The following is a 20,483-nucleotide window of genomic DNA, read 5'->3' on the forward strand; positions in this document are numbered from 1 at the left end:
AAAAGAGAGTTGCGGCGCTTCGTGCCGCAACTCTCTTTTGGTTTTCTAGTCCTATTTAAAACAAGAAATATCGCTGAGCCATTGGCAATACTGAAGCTGGTTCACAGGTTAACAACTCACCATCAGCCCTTACTTCATAAGTCTCAGAATCAACTTCCATATGCGGCAAAGCATCATTCAGTTTCATATCGAGCTTACTGATATTTCTTGTCCCTTTAACTGCAAGCACCTGTTTATTTAATCTCAACTGGCTAGGAATGCCACGTTCGATCGCAATTTGCGATAGGAAAGTGAAAGATGTTTTTGCGATCGCGCCACCATAGCTTCCAAACATCGGACGCATATAAACAGGCTGTGGCGTAGGGATACTCGCATTCGCGTCGCCCATCTGTGCCCATGCAATGAAACCACCTTTGAGCACCATTTCAGGTTTGACTCCAAAAAATGCAGGATGCCAAAGCACTAAATCGGCAATTTTGCCAACTTCAATGGAACCGACATATTCGGAAATACCGTGAGTAATTGCAGGATTAATCGTGTATTTAGCGATATATCTTTGAGCTCGAAAATTGTCGGCTCTATGATCTGTGCTACTGGTAAGAACGCCACGCTGCACCTTCATTTTATGAGCAGTTTGCCAAGTTCTGATGATCACTTCACCGACTCTACCCATTGCTTGAGAGTCTGAGGAAATCATGCTAAACGCACCAAGATCATGGAGAATATCTTCGGCTGCGATCGTCTCGCGACGGATACGGGACTCAGCAAAAGCAATATCTTCAGGAATACTCGGATCTAGATGGTGACAGACCATCAGCATATCGAGATGTTCATCTAGAGTATTTAAGGTATAGGGACGAGTGGGATTTGTGGATGAGGGAAGTACATTTGCTTCACCGCAGATTTTGATGATATCAGGAGCATGACCGCCGCCAGCACCTTCAGTATGATAGGTATGGATGACGCGATTCTTGAATGCAGCGATCGTGTCTTCCACAAATCCTGCTTCGTTGAGCGTGTCCGTATGAATGGCAACCTGCACATCGTATTCATCGGCGACACCCAAGCAAGTATCAATTGTCGCTGGTGTCGTTCCCCAGTCTTCATGAAGCTTCAACCCGATCGCCCCAGCTTCTACTTGTTCGACTAATCCTTCAGGCTTACCACTATTACCTTTGCCCAAAAAACCTAAGTTCATCGGAAAAGCATCGGCGGCTTGCAACATGCGATACATATTCCATGGGCCTGGAGTACAAGTCGTAGCATTAGAACCAACGGCTGGCCCAGTACCACCACCGATCATAGTCGTGATGCCAGATGCGATCGCTACTTCGATTTGCTGCGGACAAATAAAATGAATATGCGTATCAATGCCGCCTGCGGTAAGAATGCGACCTTCTCCTGCAATGATTTCTGTTCCCGCACCGATAATGATATTTACATTATCTTGAATGTAAGGATTTCCCGCCTTACCGATCGCCACAATTTTGCCGTCTTTAATACCCACATCGGCTTTAACCACGCCCCACCAATCAAGAATCAAAGTGTTAGTAATCGCAACATCCACAGCGCCATTTGCATTAGTAATAGGTGATTGTCCCATGCCATCGCGAATTACTTTGCCACCACCAAATTTGACTTCATCACCATAGGTAGTATAGTCGCGTTCCACTTCAATAAATAATTCTGTATCGGCTAAACGGACTTTGTCGCCAACAGTAGGTCCATAGGTTTCCGCATAGGCACGGCGAGACATTCTATAACTCATCAGGTTTCCTCATTATTTATTGGAGAAATTGTACTAAGTAGAGTAGCAAATTCATTCAACGAATTATTTCGCTTAAGTGTTGCCTGATTTATGTGAATAAACTCAGCTACAAGATTAGCAATATTTTCTACATACTCTTTTTTATCTATATCCTTTGGCTTAAGCTTCGGATTGATTTTTTCAATGATTTTGCGAGAAAACTTTACGAGGTATTCTTTAGCATTCTTTCCTCCTTGTTCAACTTCAACGATGGAATCAGTTTCACCCTTCTGATATTTGTTAGCAAATTTTATCCATTCATTATCCTGTCTAATAATTTCATTTTTATCTTGTTTGAAATAACAACAGATTCCCAGACAATCAATCAATAACCATGCTTCAAGTTCCTGACACATATACAACAGTTTCGTTTTGTCTGGTAGTTTATTAGTAACCTCAGTAATTTTATTGATGTGAGAATTAGGTTGCTTTATTCTTTCGGCGTGACTTTGTATACCATCAAAGTCCAGTAGAAAAACCACAAAATCATCCTGCTTCAAATAAATATTCACTGCCTTTTCTAACCCATCGGGTTTACTTGCTGCTTGGTTATAAGCACTTTTACTTGATGTTAGAATCGCAATATCTGCTCCGCAAAAGTTAATTATTTTGTGGGCAAGACATTCTACTGTGCGGCTGTCCGTGTCAGATTCAGGAGTCCAGATACGAATTTTTCGCATATCAGTTTTCTAACACCTCTTGAATAAGATTACTGTGATATACAGCACTACCAATACCAAAATCTTGCATCCAATCTTGAAGTCCATCATTTTTTTTGTTTAATGTATCTAAACCAAGTGCCTCAGTGCCAGACTCAGGATTCTTCTTGAATAGAATAATTGAAACATCACTTGCTATATCCTTCATGGTAAAGCAGTCAAGTAGTTGAGAACTGTGAGTCGTGATGATTACTTGGGTCTTTTGAGATAGCCTTTTCAGTATAGAAGCAAGATCTATGAGGATTTTAGGATGTAAATTACGTTCAGGTTCTTCAATTCCAATAAGAGTAGGTATATCTTCGGAATATAACAATGAACAATATCCAATCATCCTTACAGTTCCATCAGACAGATTTTCAAAAGGGATCTCCAAAACATTATTTTCCTTTACCTTGACAACTCGTTTCCCTTTATGATCTGCAATAATTAGTTCTACATTTAAACATCTGCGAACTTCATCAGTAACTTTCTGAAATGTCTGATTATTATCTTCTAATGCCCATTGTTGTAGCAAACTTTGAAGTTGATGTCCTTCGTTTCCAAGACTTGTTAGGGTCTCAGTACTGCCTTCATATCTGGAAGACATAGCTGCAAAGCCTCTAATAAGGTCAGGATCTAAATCATAAAATTCCCAACGCTTTATAAAATCTGATACCTTTAGAGTAATTGGTTTATCTCCAAAATTTCCAGTAGATGAAAGAGCTACAGTATCAGGCGTAGAACGATAAAGTTGATCTTTATTATTGTTATTAATTTCATCACGAACTAAACCTTTACCTTTAGATATAGCAATGACTTTGGTTCTACCTACTTTGAGATTTTCAGATAAGACAATTGAATTCCCCTCGATATTATCTTGTGCTGACAGATTTATGGAATAATCAATCTTCTTACTATCCTTTTTTTTACTGTCCTTCATGGATACTTGTAAGGTAACACCAGAAGTTTCTTCTCCTATCCTGATATCATCTTCTAATTGTCGAGAGGGAGGCGTTTTACCAGCTTTTATTAAAATCTTTAACAAATTCAACGATTCTAAGCAGCAAGACTTACCGCTAGAGTTAGCTCCCGCAATTATGGTTAAATTACTAAAACTTAGATTAATATCACCTAAGCTTTTAAAGTTTTTAATATGGGCGCTTTCGAGAATAGGAGCCATTGTTGTTAAATTGTAAGGTATTTTGACTTAGTTTAGTATAGATTAGATCTTGCCTTCGACTAAAGCATTAAATCCATAAATCTCGCGAGTACCCACATAGGGAACCAGATTTACTTCTTTCTCATCCCCAGGCTCAAAGCGGATGGAAGTTCCCGCAGGAATATCGAGATGTGTACCTTTAGCGCGATCGCGATCAAATATCAAAGCGCGATTAGTCTCATAAAAATGATAATGGGAACCAACTTGGATTGGGCGATCTCCTGAATTACCAACTTTCAAGGTAATACTTTCGCGTCCAGCATTCAGTTCGATATCTCCATCTTGAGCAATTATTTCACCAGGGATCATTATTTTCTCTCCATTATTAAAAAGCGTCATTGTACGGCGCGAAGCGCCATGCAATGACATTAGATGTTTAGAATCTCAGCAGCAGTTAGGTCTAATTCTGGAAAAGCTCGAGAAATGATTTTGTCATCTCCTGTAAATTTAGAGGTTTGATATTTGCCATTTTCATTTAGTAAATTTACAAATACAGTGGGGATTTTAGGATTGCCAAGAAACTCACGACTGCCAGTTGCAAGATAATCAACAATCCAATATTCAGGAATACCCATGCGTTCGTATTCCTCAAATTTGTCAATATAATCATCCTCCCAATTACTAGAAACAACTTCAACAGCTAACTGAATTTTTTCGCGTAAACCTCTGTAGTCAGGACGATTAGAGCGCCAAACAGTTGCATCAATTACACTTAAATCAGGTATATGTCGGCGTTCATTTCCTTCTTGATCAATAGTCCTGATGGGAATTGATCTTTTGATTGCATAGTTAAGCGACAAGCGTTCCACCTCTTTGTAAAAACGCCTATCAATATATTCGCCAACATCATCATGGTTGCGTGTAAATGCTATTTCACAAATCTCAACTATCTCGCCATCAATCAATTCAAAGTGTCCATGTTCTGGATAAACTTCTAAAAATTGGTCAAAGGTGAGTTTAGGCTTCCCATCCACCAATTTTTGTTTGTTTTTTGTTTCAGCGATCGCAATCATCTCAAACCTCCATAGCTAAATTAGCGAATTGGTTGATGAACGGTAACAAGCTTGGTTCCATCAGGAAAAGTCGCTTCTACTTGCACATCATGGATCATTTCCGAGATACCTTCCATCACATCGTCGCGAGTGAGCAAAGTCGCGCCGTAAGACATTAACTCAGCGACATTCCGCCCTTCTCTTGCTCCTTCCATAATCTCGGACGTAATAAATGCGATCGCTTCGGGATAATTTAATTTTAAACCCTTGGCTTTACGCCGCTCGGCTAGAAGAGCCGCCGTAAAAATCAACAATTTATCTTTTTCTTGAGGCGTAAGCTGCATAGAAGTTCCCAAATTCGCGGTATACATTTACTTGTGTGTTTATTGGTGCGAAGCCCCTCTAAACACTCTTACCAAACTCGCGGTACACATATCGGTCTATTTTTATAGAATACACGCAAAAGCTGCCAAATTTCCTGAAACCATTTACGCGCATCACTCGAAGAGTCACCACAATATCGACAGACTAAACCTGCAAGCGATCGCGTTACTCCCGACAGCCCCTGATAGTTTCCCTTCTCCCATGTAGCCCGAATATTGGTAACTAGTTCTGTATCAACGGTTGCACCAACAAAAATAAAACTAGCAGCGATCGCATATCCATTCATACCATTAGGACTTTGTAATATTTCGATCTGACCACTTAAATGCTGTCGATCAATCCATAGAGGCATCTCATCTCGCCAAACCTCTGTATGAGATCGCCAATTGCCATCAATAAATTTTTCACCCCTCGCAGTACGACCAAACCTCACGATTTCCCACATGGTACAAGTTGCATCTAGTCCAAGTTCAATTCTTGTGGTTTGGCGATATTGCGATTCAGCAAAGGAGATCGTTTCCTGTGGAAACCATTCTAAACTCGCGCCTTCATCAATACGAATATGTATGTTTTGCTGTGATTCTTCGCCATTGCTGCGGTAGATTTTACTGGCGGTCGCTGTAGTGAGTAGCGCTTGAGTATGAGGTTGGAGATGGATTTTTGCAGATAAGCGATCGCCGCCAACTAAACCACCTGCGGTATGCAAAATGATACAATGACAAATTTCTTCGCCTTCTGGATAAAGCGATCGCTGAATTTTCCAAGGGGCAACAGTATAACTTCGAGACAGCTGAGTTGTTAAATTCTTCCTTGCAAACTCTAATTCTAATTCTCCTGCCCAAGCTGTACTCATAGAATACTCTGATATTAATTTATTTATTACTTTACTACTAAGAATTGAAAGCACAAAGTATATCAATTCCTAGTAACAAAGCTCTACCATTGTGCAGGATTTTAACTGCTTTTTCTTTTGACTTTATTCTTGCCTATGAATAATTCAGGTAAAAGAAATCGCATCTAATTTGGTATAAGACGTGACAGATCACAAAGAAAAAGTAACGCAGTATGTGATTAAGAAGTTGAAATTTAATCAAGTTTTAAGTTGTGTACGTTATTGATGTACATGATTTTCTGTAGTAATCAACTTTCTTATTGCTTTTATATTCTTTTACAGTTGCTAGTAAAGATTTTATGCCAAAGACGCTGTTTAAAGTTGATCTCACTAAGCCCATGAGTGAGCAAGAACTACCTGGTCATAATCGGTGGCATCCAGATATCCCAGCTATAGCCTCTGTCAATCCAGGCGATACTTTTCGGATCGAATGTAAAGATTGGACAGATGGTCAGATTAAGAATAACGACAGCGCTGACGACATTCGCGATGTAGATCTATCGATTGTTCATGTACTAAGCGGCCCGATTTGGGTAAATGGTGCAGAACCTGGTGATATCCTTGTTGTCGATATTGTTGATATTGGCGCTCTTCAAGGCGATGAGTGGGGCTTCACAGGCATTTTCGATCAAAAGAACGGTGGTGGCTTTTTAACCGATCACTATCCTAATCCTGCTAAAGCAATTTGGGATTTGCAAGGGATTTACACATCTTCGCGTCATATTCCTGGTGTTAAGTTTGCTGGAATTACTCACCCAGGTTTGATCGGCTGTGCGCCATCTCATGAGCTATTAGCTAAATGGAATAAGCGTGAGGCTGAACTAATGGCTACTCAGCCAGATCGCCGCACTTACGGAGCGGGTATCAATATGGATGGAGTGCCTGTATTGGCTGCTCTGCCAAACCCGCATAATGCGGTTCTAGGGACTTTACCTCAGTCTGAATATGAGCGTGTTGCTGCGGAAGCTGCCCGTACCATCCCACCTCGTGAGCATGGCGGTAACTGCGATATTAAAAATCTGTCAAGAGGAACTCGCATTTATTTCCCTGTATATGTTGAAGGTGGCAAGCTTTCAATGGGAGATATTCACTTCTCTCAAGGCGATGGTGAAATCTCTTTCTGCGGCGCAATTGAGATGTCTGGATTCCTTGATCTCCATGTAGACATCATCAAAGGCGGCGTAGACAAGTATGCTATGGTGAATCCAATCTTCAAGCCAGGCCCCGTAGAGCCGCATTACTCAGAGTTCTTGGTATTTGAAGGCATTTCTGTAGATGAGTTTACTGGTAAGCAATATTTCATGGATGTACATATTGCCTACCGTCAAGCTTGCTTAAATGCAATCGCCTATCTCATGAAGTTTGGATACACAGGTGAGCAAGCTTATCTATTGCTAAGCTGTGCGCCTGTAGAAGGAAGAGTTAGTGGTATTGTGGACATTCCAAATGCCTGCTGTACTCTGGCAATTCCAACTGCAATTTTTGATAAAAACATTCTTCCGGTTTAATCAAATATGCCACTTTATGAGTTTCGATGTGAAGACTGTGACGTTTTCGAGATATGGAGACCGATGGCTGAGTCTAGCGACCCAGCCCATTGTCCAGAATGCGATAAACGCGGTAAGCGCATCTTTTCCCCTCCAATGACCCTTTCTAGGACGGTACGAATGAAAAAAGTGAGTTCGGAGCCAGAGCTTGTTAAGCGAGATCTGGAACCTAAAACTCCTAGAGTTCAGTATCATTCTGGAAGCCGTCCTTGGATGGTTGGACACTAGATTGGGTATTAGGAATTGACATCTTGTCTTTACTCGTTAAGAGAATCCATCTTGATGTCAAAATTACATATCTCTTGGTGTGAGTTTTAAAATAGTTTAGGAGTGTTTCATCTAATGAAGAAGATCAACCGATCGAATGATGCTTTGAATGGGATAACCCGTCGCAGATTTATCCAGTACGGTTCTCTAGCTGCTGCTAGCAGTATTGTTGCAGCTTGTACCCCTACAACCACCACCCCAACTACAACTGGTGGTACAACTACTACAGCAGCCTCTCCTGCCGCAGATGGCAAGAAAGGAATCAAAGTTGGCGTAATGTATTCGACTACGGGTACGATCGCGATCGTTGAAAAGTCGTTGCAGGATGCAACTTTCCTTGCGATCGACCAAATCAATGAAGGTACAGGTCCTTGGGCTGGCAAGAAGGGCATTGATGGTCAAATGATTGAAAAAGTTGTCGTCAATCCTGACTCCAACTGGGATTTATACAACCAAATGTCGAAGCGTTTGATTGATGAAGACAAGGTTGTATGCGTTCTTGGTTGTTATACATCAGCTAGTCGCAAATCAGTTCTTCCAGTTTTTGAAGAAAAAGATAGTCTACTCTACTATCCTGTCTACTATGAAGGAAATGAATGTAGCTCGAATGTCTTCTACACTGGCGCTGCGCCAAACCAACAGATCACCGACTCGATCCCTTACTGTATCAAAAACTTTGGTAAGAAAGGCTTCTTCATCGGTTCTGACTACATCTATCCTAAAGAAAGCAATCGGATCGCGAAGGCAGAATTGGTCAATGGGGGCGGTGAAGTTGTTGGCGACGAATACGCTGCGCTCGGTACAACTGAGTTTATTACCATCATCAACAAGATCAAGCAAGCCAAGCCTAACTTCATCCTCAGCAATCTAGTTGGAGACAGTATTCCTGCTTTTTACAAGCAACTTAAGGACGCTGGGATCACTTCTAAGGATATTCCGATCATGGCATATCCGACTACAGAAGAAGAAATTCAAGCAATGGGACCTGAGTTTGCTGAAGGTCACTATAGTAGCTTTAACTACTTCCAGTCCGTTGAAACTCCTGAAAACAAGGCCTTCGTTGAGCAGTTCAAAGCGAAATTTGGTAAGGATCGCGTTACCAACGGAGTTATGGAGGCAGCTTACCTGCAAACATTCTTCATGGCTCAGGCGATGGAAAAATGCGCCAAGGAAAAGAAACCATTTAACACTGCTAATCTACGTGAAGCAACTAGAGGTCAAGTATTCAAGGCTCCTCAAGGAACTGTGAAGTCTGATCCAGACAACTACCACACCTATCTATATTCCAGAATTGGGAAATGGAAGGCAGATGGTCAGGCTGAAATCGTATTTGCGACCAAGGCAGCCGTGAAACCGATTCCTTGGAGCCAAGCTTTGTACAAGGGTCGCACATGCGTTCACAAAACTCCAGACGATCGCAGCAACTCCAATGTTGAGACGAAGAAGGATCTTCCAATTGAGTACCTGAAAGAATCTTAAATTGATTTCCATCTAGTCAAATTGTATTTAGCAACCTCCCACTAACTAGTTATAGCAATCCAAAAAAGAGTTGTGAGAGGCGCACCCGCAAAGTGTGCCTCTCACAACTCTTACAAAGCTATAAGCAGTTTTGCTATAGATCGTAGGAAGTGGGTTTAAGCCAGAACTAACCAAACACTGAATGATTGAACTAAGAAAGCCATGAACGTCTTGCCAATTAATGCATTATCTTCGTTAATACACTTAGCACAGGCAACTCCGGCAGCAAAGTCATTCGACCCGATCGCAATTACCAATCAGCTTCTAAATGGTGTTGGTATTATCGGTATTCTTTTGTTGACAGGTTTAGGTCTTTCGATAACGTTCGGAGTTATGCGAATAATTAACCTAGCGCATGGTGAATTTATCATGCTCGGCGCATATACTTCGTTTGTATTGCAAAGTAATTTCAAAATGGATTTGTTATTGACAATCCCATTTTCGTTTTTATTTACAGCCTTTATCGGCGCGATTGTCGAACTAACCATCGTTCGACGGCTATATGGGCGAGCTGTTGAGACCCTTTTGGCGACTTGGGGACTAAGTATTGTGATTCAAGGCGTTGTTAAGCTTATTTTCACGGCTCAACTAAAGTATGTGAAAGCACCGCCCTACATCAGAGGAAACTGGACTCCGTTTCAAATTGGCGGACAAGCGATCGAGATATCTTACTACCGCTTGTTTATCATCTTTATGGCACTATTGCTTCTAGGAATAACAGCTTTTCTACTTTACGGAACAAAGCTCGGAAGAGAAGTGCGTGCAGTCACCCAAAACCGTGACATGGCAAAGTGCTTGGGTGTGAATACTAGTCTCGTAGATATGCTTACCTTTGCCTATGGATGTGGCTTAGCAGGAGTTGCAGGTACTGTTATTTCTTCACTAAAAAGTGTTGCGCCCCCAATGGGACAAGATTATCTAGTAGATGCTTGGATGACTGTTGTTACAGGCGGCGTGGATAAGCTAATCGGCGTTTTAGCAGGTGCAGTTTTGATTGGCGAATCGAATGCTGCGATCGCATACCTAATCAACGATCCAACGGCAAGAGTAATTGTATTGGCAGCCGTAATCGTTTTGATTCGCTACCGTCCCGAAGGGCTATTTACAGTTCAGAAGCGTAGTTAAGATGTTTACATCGATCTTTTTGTCAATAAGAGCGAATTTAGTGGAGGTTTTATTATGGCAGAAGTAGTAGGTCGCATTAGACAGGCTAACTATGTTCCGAAGCGATGGCTGGCTATTAGTTTAGTCCTGTTGGCTATATTTGCAATTTTTCCTTTTGTTGCTGGCACATTCCAGACCAACCTGATGGCAAAGTTGCTTTTGTTTGGCACTTTGGGTGTTTCTCTAGATCTGGTTTGGGGATTCACTGGCATTCTTAGCTTTGCCCATGGCGTATTTTTTACTTTGGGCGGGTATGCGATGGCATATTATCTAAAGCTGAATTTGTCTGCAACCGCAAATAACTATGGCGGCACACTTCCTGACTTCATGGTTTGGAACGGTTTGAAAGAATTACCTTGGTTTATTGCCCCATTGCAGTATTTTCCAGTTGCCGTAATTGCAATGGTAGTATTACCAGCTGGATTTGCCTATTTAATTGGCTCCTTCATTTTTCGTTCTAAAGTTAGCGGTGTTTACATTACAGTTATCACCCTTGCCATCTCTTCAGCTTTAACTACTTTCTTTGTTAGTCAACAAGCTTATACGGGAGGGACTAATGGGATCACTGATGTTTCAAAACTAATCCTATTTGGTGCAACCGTTCCTCCAATGGGAATATATTTTATAATCCTCACTTTTGCTGCATTAGTGATGGCTGGAAGTTGGTGGCTAACTCAATCTAACTTTGGATTGATTCTGCGCTCTATCAAAGAAAATGAGCAACGCATCTCCTACCTCGGCTATGACGTTGCTAATTTCAAGATCTTTATTTGGACACTATCGGCTGGAATTGCTGGAATTGCGGGCGGTTTGTTTGTTCCTCTAAACAACTTTATTTCACCAGTTTATCTGGGTGTTGCTTTTGGTACTCAGATCGTAATTTGGGTCGCTGTAGGCGGTAGAGGGACACTTTTTGGTCCAATCATTGCTGCTATTTTACTTGGACAGATTCAAAATTCAGTTGATCGAGTTACTCAAGATTGGCAGTTAATTGTTGGAGTAATTTTGGTCTTAGTTGTCTTGTTTCTACCTGATGGACTGATGAGCCTATTGCCAAAGAAGTTTCTTTCTAAAAAGTCTAATCAATTGGAAAGAACCGAATGATTTGTCGAATTCCTCGAAGTTAACTTTTTATAATTAAAACTTCTAGGAATCTAGAGTTCAATAAAATCACACATTTCTTAATCTTAAAAAAGGTATAACTCATGGAAACAATTTCGGAAGTTGAGACTAGCAACGTTGCTAATGGTAGAGAATCTGTTTTGTCTGTTAAAGATCTTAAGGTAGTCTTTTCTGGGTTCAAAGCCTTAAAAGGTGTTGATCTAGAAGTAGGCGAAAATGAGATCGTTACGATTATCGGGCCAAATGGAGCTGGCAAGAGTACTTTGCTTGATGCGATCGTTGGCAAATCTCCTGTAGCTTCAGGACATGTCTACTATCATGGCAAAGATATAACTAATCAAAGTCCTTTCAAAGTTGCGCGGATGGGGATTGGTCGTAAGTTCCAAAATCCTAATGTTTATAACGATTTGTCGGTGTTCGATAATATTTTACTAGCGCTCAAAGGAAGCCATGGTGTTTTTGCTTCGATCAAGTCTAAACTTACGGCTGGTAAAAGAGACAAGATTATTTCTGTACTCGATCGCGTTGGTCTTTTAGAAAAAGGCTATTCTAAAGTCTCATCTCTGTCTCATGGACAGAAACAGTGGGTAGAGATTGGCATGGTAATTGCTCAAGATCCGACCTTGGTCTTATTAGATGAACCAACGGCTGGCATGACTCCTGACGAAACCCATTTGACAGGGGAAATTATCAAAACAATTTCTCAGAATCATTCAGTTGTTGTAATCGAACATGATATGGAGTTTGTCAAACAAATTGCGCAACGAATTGTGGTACTCCACCAAGGCGAAAAATTGACGGAAGGTTCGGTCAACGAGGTTCAATCTAATCCTAAAGTAATTGAGGTGTATCTTGGACGAGAACAAATCGATGCTGCTTGAGTTAACTGATGTTACTGTTTCCTATGGACAAACACCTGTTTTGTTCGGAGTGAATATGGCGATTAATCAAGGTGATATTGCTTGTTTGTTAGGGCGTAATGGTGTTGGAAAAACGACATTACTTCGTAGCGTTATTGGTTTGAACAAGGTTCTTTCGGGCAATATCGTTTTTGATGCTGATGAAATTACTAAGGTTCCAACTTACAAACGGGCAAGGTATGGAATCTCTTACATTCCCCAAGGTCGAGAAATCATTCCTTATTTATCGGTTTTGGATAATCTCAAACTAGGTATGTCGGCTGGACATAAGCAGTACCGTAAAATCCCTGATGAGATTTTTGAGTTTTTCCCGATGCTGAAACAGCATCTCAGCCGTCAAGGTGGATTATTGAGTGGAGGACAGCAACAACAATTGGCGATCGCACGCGGATTGATGAGTAATCCGAAAATGATGCTCCTAGATGAACCTACAGAAGGAATTCAGCCTTCGATTGTGCAGGAAATTGAGGACACTCTCAAACGGATTAACCGTGAAAAGGGGATCACCTTAATTGTCGTCGAACAGAAGGTGGATTTTGCCCGTCAGCTAGCTCAAAAGTTCTTCATCATGGAGAAGGGTGCGGTAGTGGCAGATGGCGCAACATCTGATTTAAGCGATGATTTAGTTCATAAGTACCTTGCGATTTAAGGTTACAGCAATTTCCGATCAAACGAACCACAAGAAACTTTTAAAAAGTTTCTTGTGGTTCTGATTTGAGCGCAAAGCGCTGTAATACAGGTCAATTACTAATCGGAAAAGCTATGACACGAATTTTAGTTGGTGTAGTTGCCTCACTCTGGCGTTATCCAGTCAAGTCGATGCTAGGAGAGAAACTTGATCAAGTGGATGTTGTATCCAATGGTCTTTTAGGCGATCGCGCTTACGCCCTGTGGGATCGTGAAACTGAGAGAATTGCCAGTGCCAAAAACCCCAAAAAATGGGCAAAATTGCTAGGGTTTCAGGCAGAGTTTGTATCATCTCCTAAATCCCAATCGTCAATGCCTGCCGTTAAATTTGCCTTGCCTGACGGAAGCACAGCTACCAGTGACAATATTGATATAAATACGACTCTTTCACAAGCAGTGGGAAGAGATGTTCAGTTGCTCACTTCTGCTCCTGAAGCACCTAGTTTAGATCAGTACTGGCCAGATATTGAAGGAGCCCTCAATCGGGAAGTTATTACGCAATTATTTATGCCATCAGGAACCTTTTTTGATTCCTGCCCTATTCACGCGATTACAACTGCGACATTAGCTCAACTAAAGAAAATATATCCAGAAGGTGCTTTTGAACCCTGTCGGTTTCGTCCGAATATCCTAATTGAGCCAACAGATCCAGAAGCCACATTTATTGAAGATGGTTGGGTTGGTAGCAAGATGTTCATCGGCGATGAAGTCTGCCTGAGTATTGATACTGCATGTCCTCGATGTGTGGTGACAACCATTGCTCAGTCAGATCTTCCTACTGATTTAAATATTTTGCGGACTACAACTAAACACAACAAAACGATCGCAGGTATTCGCACCTCAGTACTTCAGGAAGGAGTAATTCGTTGTGGAGATTCAATTTGGCTGGAGTAATGTAAAAGTCAAAATGTTCCGCCTACATCAATTACCGATCAATCGAACCATAAAAAATCCGTAAAAGTGTTGCAAAGCAACACTTTTACGGATTTTCTTGGCTTGGGTTTGAGTCCAAAACACTGTGAACCAATAAACATAAATTAGTATTTCTTAATAGTGCCTCTGTTGCTTCTTGACTAAGTGGTTTTGAGAATAGATAACCTTGACCAAATCGATATCCTAGTTCTTTTAATTTTTCTAGTTGATGCGAGGTTTCAATCCCTTCGGCGATCGCATCAAGTTCTAATTGTTTACTGAGTGTGGCGATCGTTTCTACAATTTGATAGTTTTTTTTGCCTTCTTCCATTTGATTAACAAAAGAGCGATCAACTTTTAAGTTATTCATTGGTAAGCGATGGAGATAGTTTAACGATGAGTATCCAGTACCAAAATCGTCAAGACTAACTTGGATTCCTCGTTCTTTCAACTGGCTAAATAGTTTAATCGTAGACTCAATATCTTCAATTAACATGCTTTCGGTAATTTCTATGGTCAGGCAACGAGCATCTAATTGAGTTTGATCAAGCACCAGATCGACTTCTGAGATTAGATCAGATCGCCGTAAATCTTGCACCGACAGATTTACACTTACTTTGAGGTCAGAAAGACTTGGGAAAGTAGTTTGCCACTTTGCTAATTGCTGACAGGCTGTCCGCAGCGCCCAAGAGCTTAGGGGCGTAATCAGTCCAATCTCTTCGGCTACTGCGATAAAGTCTCCTGGATATTTCAACCCCTGGCTAGGATGTTGCCAACGCATCAAGGCTTCAAACCCAACGAGGTATCCACTGTCCAGAGACACAATTGGTTGATAGTGCAGCACAAATTCTTGGCAATCAATTGCTCGACGTAAATCGTTTTCTAAATGCATCCGACTCAGTGCTTGCCTGTGCATTTCCGCATCAAAAATTTCATACCTTGCTTTGCCCCTAGTTTTTGCTCGATACATTGCAATATCCGCATCTCTCAATAGGTGAGATGCTTGAGCATAGTCTTTTGTCCCTAACACAATTCCAATACTAGCGGTCGTGTATACTTCGCGTCCTTCAATGGTTAGAGGTGTTTGCAACTCTGCAAAAATCCTTTGTGTAGCGTGAATGGCTTCCTGAATATCTTTGATTTCGTCGAGTAGAATCACAAACTCGTCACCACCCAAACGAGCTACCAGATCGATTTCTCGAAGAGTGGCTTGCAATTTTCGAGAAATGGCAATCAGTAATTTATCACCTGCTAAATGCCCCAAGCTATCATTGATCACTTTGAAGCGATCGAGGTCGAGAAATAAAACTGCAAAATGATAATCATTGAGGCGTTCGGCTCGGTGAATGGATAATTCCAAACGTTCTATTAATAGGTTTCGATTGGGCAATCCTGTGAGCGTGTCGTGGAGAGCGTCATACTCTAATTGATTTTGAACTTGGATGCGATCGCTCACGTCACGGGAGGTAGTTTGAAGTTGAATAACTTGACCTGTCGCATCCATAATCGGATTGGTTAGGGTTTCAAACCAGATATAGTTACCAGACTTCTGACGCATCCGATAGGTGATTGGTGTTGATTTTCCTGTGATCGCTGCTGCATGAGCTTCTTGTCGGATGCGATCGAGATCGTCTGGATGAAAGTAAATATATGGATCTTGTCCGAGCATTTCATCATAGCGATAACCCAAAAGAGCTTCACAGGATGGACTGACATAGAGATAGCGCCCATCAGGATGATGCAAACAGACAAGATCGTTAATGTTCTCAGCTAATACCCGATAACGTGCTTCGCTCTCTCGCAAAGATAATTCTGTTTGTTTGCGATCGCTAATATCGCGAATAAGGACCGTAGCCTCATTGTCGCTACTGACGACAATCCGAGCCTCCTGATAATGTATTTCGCCATCGATCAAAATTTGGTATTCATAAAGCTGCAATTTCCCAGTCTGAAAAGCTTGTTCGATATAATACATTCGCTCTTGTGCGAATTCTGTCGGAAGAAAATCAAAGATGCTGTTGCCGATGATTTTTTCTGGCGGAAACAATAACTTCATATTGTCTGAAGAAATAGCATCTAAATAAATACCTTCTCGGCTAATCCGTATAATCAGATCGGGGATCGCATCGATCAAGGCTTGGTTTGTCGCAACAGCCCGACGCAAATCTCCTTCAGCTTTTTGGCGATCAGTGATATCTTGCCCAATGCCAATACTTCTCCCATCAGACAGACGAACTTGCGCCCAACTGGTATCGAGAATACGACCATCCCGCACTTGGGTCTTGAAGTCTTTCCATGTTGAGTTGGCAGTCACAATATGGTTGATTACCCGCTCGTAGTCCTCTAAGTTTGGATAGCAAGCTTTCAGAACATCAACCGTTTTGTACTCTTCTTCTGCCCAACCGACGATCTGCTCTAGCTCTTGATTCATCATCAGAACTTCGCCACTAGTGGAATAAAGTCCAATCATGAGGGGGAGGTGATCGAAGACGACTTGTAATACTTCTTTTTGATAATGCAGTTCTTCTTCAACTTTTTTGCGATCGCTTAAATCAATATCCACGCAATACATTTCCTGCTCACCTTCAGAATTAGTCAGCATGATATGACTAGAAAAGACTGTAACTCTAGAGCCATCTTTACGCATTAAGCTCAACTCATCTGCGGGGATAATCTGCCCTTCTGTAAGCCAATTTTGAATTGCACCAATTACACCTTCTCGCATCTCTGGAGGAATAACCAGATCTTCAAGTTGCTGACCTATTGCCTCAGTTTTGGTATAGCCATAAAGGTCCTCGCTAGCATCGTTCCAGTAAATTACTTGGCGCTGTTTGTTATAGCCCTGAACTGAAATTTTAGGGGTTGACTCAAATAAGCTGCGAAATCGCTGCTCACTTTTCTGTAATGCGGCTTCAGCTTGTTTACGATCAGTAATATCGAGATGAATACCCACAATTTTGATCGGAGTACCCACTTCATCACAAATTAGTTGAGCATTACTATAAATCCATCGATAGCTACCGTCTCGATGGCGTAAGCGAAAATCGATGCTATACGAAGATTCTTTGTTCTTAAATGAGCGCGAAGCAGAAATCGCCCTTTCTCGATCATCTGGATGCAGACGCTCGCTCCAATCATCAGGAGATGCTTCTATGGCATCAGGTACATATCCAAGTTGGGTCTTATACGCTGAAGAAGTAATGGATGTTTCGGTACGCAAATCGGAGATATAGAAGCCAATTTGAGATGCCTCTACAACTAGATCAAGTTGGGTTTGTTGTTCCCTAATTTTCTCCTCTACCAATTTGCGATCGCTCACATCTAAGATTAAGGTATCCCAAATAATTTCGCCATTGGCTTGCTTTTCAGGACGACCAGACGCTTCTAGCCACTTTTGCTGACCTGATGGGGTCGTAATTCGCCATGCCCAAGACCAAGGCTGAAGGGTTTGCGCTGATTGCATGACTGATTCGTACATTGGAGTTTGATCTTCAGGATGGATCATCTGCCACAAGATCGTGGCATCCTGTACCACGGCTTCAGCCTCAACCTCCCAAAGCCCGTAACACCCAGGACTCATGTACAAAACTGAATCGGAGCCGTCGGGTCGGAGTAGGTATCGAAAAATTGCTCCAGGTACATTTGCAGCCATTTTTCTAAAACGATCCTCGCTTTGCCGTAAGCCTTCCTCTGCTTGCTGACGGTCTGCTTCGATACGTTTGCGATCGCTAATGTCCGTCAAAAGACCGTTCCAGATAATTGCCCCATTTTCTTGCTGATGGGGAAGAGATTGTCCCAAAATCCACTTGATTTTTTTACTAGCAGTTTGAATACGAAATTCAAGATGCCAAGGTTTTAGAGTCTGGGCAGAGAGGGTAATTGATTGATGTAAAAGCCCCAAATCTTCAGGCAAGATTAAGTCCCACATGACTTGGATATCATTAATAACTTGTTCTGGAGAAATGCCCCCCAATTCTCGAACACCTTCACTCATGAAGATCATGCTGAAAGATCCTTCTGGGCTAAGTCGAAATTGGTAAACAGCCCCTGGCATTGCGTCGGTGAGATTGCGTAGTTTTAGTTCGATCTCTTGATTAGCCTCTAGAGATTGGCTTAGGAGAATTTCGGGATCTGATACAGATGTACTTGTGAGTAGTGAATTCACCAAACACCTGACTTTGATTGGCGTATTTTGCCAATCTTCTAGAGAAATTTGCTCAGATGTTAAAGAAGGATGTTTTTCCATACCCACAAATGGTTACGCTTCAATAATTGTCTTTCTCAACTGATTGTATAGCTGTCGCAATATTTACCCCTACTATAACGCTATATCCTCTCTTCTTAGTGAGTAGAAAAAGTAGTGCACGGAGAATCCGCGCACTACTTATTGGAATAACTTTCCTGAGACTCGTCAAACCTACATTCTCTTCACAATAAATTCTGTGATTTTATCTAAACCTTCTTGAGTTTTAAGATTACTAAAAACAAACGGTTTGTCACCACGCATTTTTCGAGCATCGTGATCCATTACACCCAGATCAGCCCCAACATAGGGAGCAAGATCGATTTTATTAATTACCAATAAATCAGATTTAGTAATTCCTGGTCCCCCCTTGCGGGGGATTTTGTCGCCAGCAGCCACATCAATTACGTATAGGGTTAAATCAACCAATTCTGGGCTAAAGGTAGAAGCAAGATTATCGCCGCCGCTTTCTACAAATAATAAATCTAAATCGGTGAAGCGAAGTTCTAACTGCTCGATCGCTGCTAAGTTCATCGATGCATCTTCGCGAATTGCCGTATGCGGACAGCCTCCTGTTTCTACACCGACAATGCGATCGCGTGAAAGAGCTTCACTGCGCACTAAAAACTGAGCATCCTCTTGGGTATAAATATCATTGGTGACAACCGCAATTTGGAAATGCGATCGCATGGATTTGCAAAGAGAATCAACTAGGGCAGTTTTTCCAGAACCAACAGGACCAGCAACTCCGACTCGAAATGGTGACATTGGGATTTATCCTGCTTATATATGATGTAAAGTAGAGATGACGCAAAGCGTCGTCTCTACTTTACTGTAATTTTAGCTAATGCACATTGTTACAAAACGTTTATCGAAAACTGGTTTATCGACAGAAGTAAAAAAATTAGTCGATCAGAACTCTCTCTTAACACTTGCGCTCATTGCTGAAGATAGAACTCGCAGCCGTCACCGATTTACGACTGTTGAAGGAGAAGAGATTAATTTACAGCTTCAGAGAGGAACCGTTCTCAGAGAAGGTGATATTCTTGCGGATGAGCACGATTGGGCGATCGCAATCGTTGTCGCTAAGCCTGAGCCAGTAGTCACCGTCACCGCTAAACATCCTCTTGAATTTTTGAGAGCCGCCTATCATTTAGGTAATCGCCATATTTCTTTGGAAATTACCGAAACCTATCTGAGATTAACTCCTGATTCAGTTCTAGAAGATATGGTTTTGCAAATGGGACTTACCGTAAATCACGAAACTCAACCTTTTCAACCTGAGTCTGGGGCTTACCATCATCACCATGATCATTAATCCCGATTCTTGGCAATTATTGCGATTGCTACAACTCACCAGTCCTGCTCTGCCCGTTGGCGCTTATAGCTATTCCGAAGGAATTGAGTATCTTTGTAGTAATGGTACTATTCAAACTGAGTCTGATCTCTGCAATTGGTTAAAAAGAGAGATGAGCTTCGGATTTATTACTAACGAAGCAGCGATCGCACTTCGCTCTCATCAAGCAATGATATCTAACGATATCACCGCGTTAAACTATTGGAATAACTGGCTATCGGCAACTAGAGAGTCTGAAGAAGTCCGTCTCGCCAGTTGGCAAATGGGACAGTCCTTAATGAAGTTATGGTGGCAACTTCCAGCTAGTCAAAACGAGCAATTAGCTATCCGTAAATCAATCAGCGATCTTTTACCAACCGCCAAAGAGAACGCTCAAGGGAAAGGTTGCAACTATGCGATCGCCTTTGGAATTGTGGCTGCAAGCTTAGGAATTGATGTTAGTAATACAACAGTTGGCTATATTTATAGTTGGCTATCCAATTTAGTCAGTGCTGCTGTGAGGTCTGTTCCATTTGGACAAACTACTGGACAGCAAGTTATCTTCAAGCTCAATACTGATATTCTTTGTAGTTCTCAATTAGCTTTAAAACGTTTAGACAATGAATTGGAATGGTGTGGTTGGGGAACGAGTTTAGCTTGTGCTAACCACGAAACTCAATATTCGCGATTATTTCGCAGCTAAAATATAATCAAACCCATATTTGGGTAAGAACCACGCAAAGCGTGGTTCTTACCCAAATATGGGTTTGAACTG

Annotated in this window: 19 protein-coding genes; 10 read left to right on the forward strand and 9 right to left on the reverse strand. The window is 41.6% G+C overall.

What is annotated here, in order from left to right; genetic code table 11:
- Positions 1–55: 55 nt before the first annotated feature.
- From ureC to APA_RS17270, 7 genes are all read right to left on the reverse strand, one after another.
- A complete protein-coding gene (gene ureC, locus APA_RS17240; RefSeq protein ID WP_201323491.1) occupies positions 56–1,768 on the reverse strand; it encodes an urease subunit alpha in 1,713 nt (570 codons plus the stop codon).
- On the reverse strand, positions 1,768–2,487 hold the full coding sequence (locus APA_RS17245) for a hypothetical protein (protein ID WP_201323492.1): 720 nt from the start codon (positions 2,485–2,487) through the stop codon (positions 1,768–1,770). Before APA_RS17245 ends, ureC begins: the two co-directional genes overlap by 1 nt.
- A gap of 1 nt (position 2,488) precedes the next feature.
- Positions 2,489–3,685, reverse strand: a complete 1,197-nt coding sequence (locus tag APA_RS17250) for an AAA family ATPase (RefSeq protein ID WP_201323493.1) — start codon at positions 3,683–3,685, stop codon at positions 2,489–2,491.
- Positions 3,686–3,727: 42 nt separating this feature from the next.
- Positions 3,728–4,033, reverse strand: coding sequence for an urease subunit beta (locus tag APA_RS17255; protein ID WP_201323494.1), 306 nt, complete (start codon positions 4,031–4,033; stop codon positions 3,728–3,730).
- 59 nt (positions 4,034–4,092) lie between these two features.
- Positions 4,093–4,737, reverse strand: a complete 645-nt coding sequence (locus tag APA_RS17260; protein ID WP_201323495.1) for a Uma2 family endonuclease — start codon at positions 4,735–4,737, stop codon at positions 4,093–4,095.
- Between the two features lie 20 nt (positions 4,738–4,757).
- Positions 4,758–5,060 carry an urease subunit gamma gene (gene ureA, locus APA_RS17265; protein WP_201323536.1) on the reverse strand — a complete coding sequence of 101 codons (303 nt, stop codon included), beginning with the start codon at positions 5,058–5,060 and terminating at the stop codon, positions 4,758–4,760.
- A gap of 68 nt (positions 5,061–5,128) precedes the next feature.
- On the reverse strand, positions 5,129–5,953 hold the full coding sequence (locus APA_RS17270; RefSeq protein ID WP_201323496.1) for an urease accessory protein UreD: 825 nt from the start codon (positions 5,951–5,953) through the stop codon (positions 5,129–5,131).
- 338 nt (positions 5,954–6,291) lie between these two features.
- On the opposite strand from APA_RS17270, the gene fmdA reads away from it, so the two are divergent.
- The 8 genes from fmdA (at position 6,292) to APA_RS17310 (ending at position 14,111) form a co-directional block, all read left to right on the forward strand.
- Positions 6,292–7,500 carry a formamidase gene (gene fmdA / locus APA_RS17275; protein WP_201323497.1) on the forward strand — a complete coding sequence of 403 codons (1,209 nt, stop codon included), beginning with the start codon at positions 6,292–6,294 and terminating at the stop codon, positions 7,498–7,500.
- 6 nt (positions 7,501–7,506) lie between these two features.
- Entirely contained in the window at positions 7,507–7,767 is a 261-nt protein-coding gene (locus APA_RS17280; RefSeq protein WP_201323498.1) for an FmdB family zinc ribbon protein, read from the forward strand.
- Between the two features lie 114 nt (positions 7,768–7,881).
- Complete coding sequence (locus tag APA_RS17285) at positions 7,882–9,285, forward strand: ABC transporter substrate-binding protein (RefSeq protein ID WP_201323499.1); 1,404 nt, start codon at positions 7,882–7,884, stop codon at positions 9,283–9,285.
- 201 nt (positions 9,286–9,486) lie between these two features.
- On the forward strand, positions 9,487–10,449 hold the full coding sequence (urtB, locus tag APA_RS17290) for an urea ABC transporter permease subunit UrtB (protein ID WP_201323500.1): 963 nt from the start codon (positions 9,487–9,489) through the stop codon (positions 10,447–10,449).
- 54 nt (positions 10,450–10,503) lie between these two features.
- Positions 10,504–11,592 (forward strand): urea ABC transporter permease subunit UrtC, encoded by a 1,089-nt coding sequence (gene urtC / locus APA_RS17295; RefSeq protein ID WP_201323501.1) that lies wholly within the window; start codon positions 10,504–10,506, stop codon positions 11,590–11,592.
- Between the two features lie 101 nt (positions 11,593–11,693).
- On the forward strand, positions 11,694–12,491 hold the full coding sequence (urtD, locus tag APA_RS17300) for an urea ABC transporter ATP-binding protein UrtD (RefSeq protein ID WP_201323502.1): 798 nt from the start codon (positions 11,694–11,696) through the stop codon (positions 12,489–12,491).
- A complete protein-coding gene (gene urtE, locus APA_RS17305) occupies positions 12,481–13,179 on the forward strand; it encodes an urea ABC transporter ATP-binding subunit UrtE (RefSeq protein WP_201323503.1) in 699 nt (232 codons plus the stop codon). Before urtD ends, urtE begins: the two co-directional genes overlap by 11 nt.
- A 113-nt stretch (positions 13,180–13,292) precedes the next feature.
- Complete coding sequence (locus tag APA_RS17310) at positions 13,293–14,111, forward strand: MOSC domain-containing protein (RefSeq protein WP_201323504.1); 819 nt, start codon at positions 13,293–13,295, stop codon at positions 14,109–14,111.
- Positions 14,112–14,196: 85 nt separating this feature from the next.
- Here the strand turns inward: APA_RS17310 and APA_RS17315 are convergent, their stop codons facing one another.
- Entirely contained in the window at positions 14,197–18,375 is a 4,179-nt protein-coding gene (locus APA_RS17315; RefSeq protein ID WP_201323505.1) for a PAS domain S-box protein, read from the reverse strand.
- A 171-nt stretch (positions 18,376–18,546) separates the two neighbouring features.
- Entirely contained in the window at positions 18,547–19,140 is a 594-nt protein-coding gene (ureG, locus tag APA_RS17320; protein ID WP_201323506.1) for an urease accessory protein UreG, read from the reverse strand.
- A gap of 79 nt (positions 19,141–19,219) precedes the next feature.
- Between ureG and ureE the strand changes: the two genes are divergently transcribed.
- Both ureE and APA_RS17330 read left to right on the forward strand, forming a co-directional pair.
- Positions 19,220–19,690 (forward strand): urease accessory protein UreE, encoded by a 471-nt coding sequence (ureE, locus tag APA_RS17325; RefSeq protein WP_201323507.1) that lies wholly within the window; start codon positions 19,220–19,222, stop codon positions 19,688–19,690.
- Positions 19,680–20,411 (forward strand): urease accessory protein UreF, encoded by a 732-nt coding sequence (locus tag APA_RS17330; protein ID WP_201323508.1) that lies wholly within the window; start codon positions 19,680–19,682, stop codon positions 20,409–20,411. The genes ureE and APA_RS17330 overlap by 11 nt, the downstream gene beginning before the upstream one ends.
- Positions 20,412–20,483 lie beyond the last annotated feature (72 nt).

Source organism: Pseudanabaena sp. lw0831 (assembly GCF_016584665.1).
Lineage (GTDB): Bacteria > Cyanobacteriota > Cyanobacteriia > Pseudanabaenales > Pseudanabaenaceae > Pseudanabaena.

What these genes read in the sequence shown, in the direction of transcription:
- ureC (WP_201323491.1), bottom strand. Translation starts at nt 1,768, where the DNA reads ATGAGTTATAGAATGTCTCGCCGTGCCTATGCGGAAACCTATGGACCT.
- APA_RS17245 (WP_201323492.1), bottom strand. Translation starts at nt 2,487, where the DNA reads ATGCGAAAAATTCGTATCTGGACTCCTGAATCTGACACGGACAGCCGC.
- APA_RS17250 (WP_201323493.1), bottom strand. Translation starts at nt 3,685, where the DNA reads ATGGCTCCTATTCTCGAAAGCGCCCATATTAAAAACTTTAAAAGCTTA.
- APA_RS17255 (WP_201323494.1), bottom strand. Translation starts at nt 4,033, where the DNA reads ATGATCCCTGGTGAAATAATTGCTCAAGATGGAGATATCGAACTGAAT.
- APA_RS17260 (WP_201323495.1), bottom strand. Translation starts at nt 4,737, where the DNA reads ATGATTGCGATCGCTGAAACAAAAAACAAACAAAAATTGGTGGATGGG.
- ureA (WP_201323536.1), bottom strand. Translation starts at nt 5,060, where the DNA reads ATGCAGCTTACGCCTCAAGAAAAAGATAAATTGTTGATTTTTACGGCG.
- APA_RS17270 (WP_201323496.1), bottom strand. Translation starts at nt 5,953, where the DNA reads ATGAGTACAGCTTGGGCAGGAGAATTAGAATTAGAGTTTGCAAGGAAG.
- fmdA (WP_201323497.1), top strand. Translation starts at nt 6,292, where the DNA reads ATGCCAAAGACGCTGTTTAAAGTTGATCTCACTAAGCCCATGAGTGAG.
- APA_RS17280 (WP_201323498.1), top strand. Translation starts at nt 7,507, where the DNA reads ATGCCACTTTATGAGTTTCGATGTGAAGACTGTGACGTTTTCGAGATA.
- APA_RS17285 (WP_201323499.1), top strand. Translation starts at nt 7,882, where the DNA reads ATGAAGAAGATCAACCGATCGAATGATGCTTTGAATGGGATAACCCGT.
- urtB (WP_201323500.1), top strand. Translation starts at nt 9,487, where the DNA reads ATGAACGTCTTGCCAATTAATGCATTATCTTCGTTAATACACTTAGCA.
- urtC (WP_201323501.1), top strand. Translation starts at nt 10,504, where the DNA reads ATGGCAGAAGTAGTAGGTCGCATTAGACAGGCTAACTATGTTCCGAAG.
- urtD (WP_201323502.1), top strand. Translation starts at nt 11,694, where the DNA reads ATGGAAACAATTTCGGAAGTTGAGACTAGCAACGTTGCTAATGGTAGA.
- urtE (WP_201323503.1), top strand. Translation starts at nt 12,481, where the DNA reads ATGCTGCTTGAGTTAACTGATGTTACTGTTTCCTATGGACAAACACCT.
- APA_RS17310 (WP_201323504.1), top strand. Translation starts at nt 13,293, where the DNA reads ATGACACGAATTTTAGTTGGTGTAGTTGCCTCACTCTGGCGTTATCCA.
- APA_RS17315 (WP_201323505.1), bottom strand. Translation starts at nt 18,375, where the DNA reads ATGGAAAAACATCCTTCTTTAACATCTGAGCAAATTTCTCTAGAAGAT.
- ureG (WP_201323506.1), bottom strand. Translation starts at nt 19,140, where the DNA reads ATGTCACCATTTCGAGTCGGAGTTGCTGGTCCTGTTGGTTCTGGAAAA.
- ureE (WP_201323507.1), top strand. Translation starts at nt 19,220, where the DNA reads ATGCACATTGTTACAAAACGTTTATCGAAAACTGGTTTATCGACAGAA.
- APA_RS17330 (WP_201323508.1), top strand. Translation starts at nt 19,680, where the DNA reads ATGATCATTAATCCCGATTCTTGGCAATTATTGCGATTGCTACAACTC.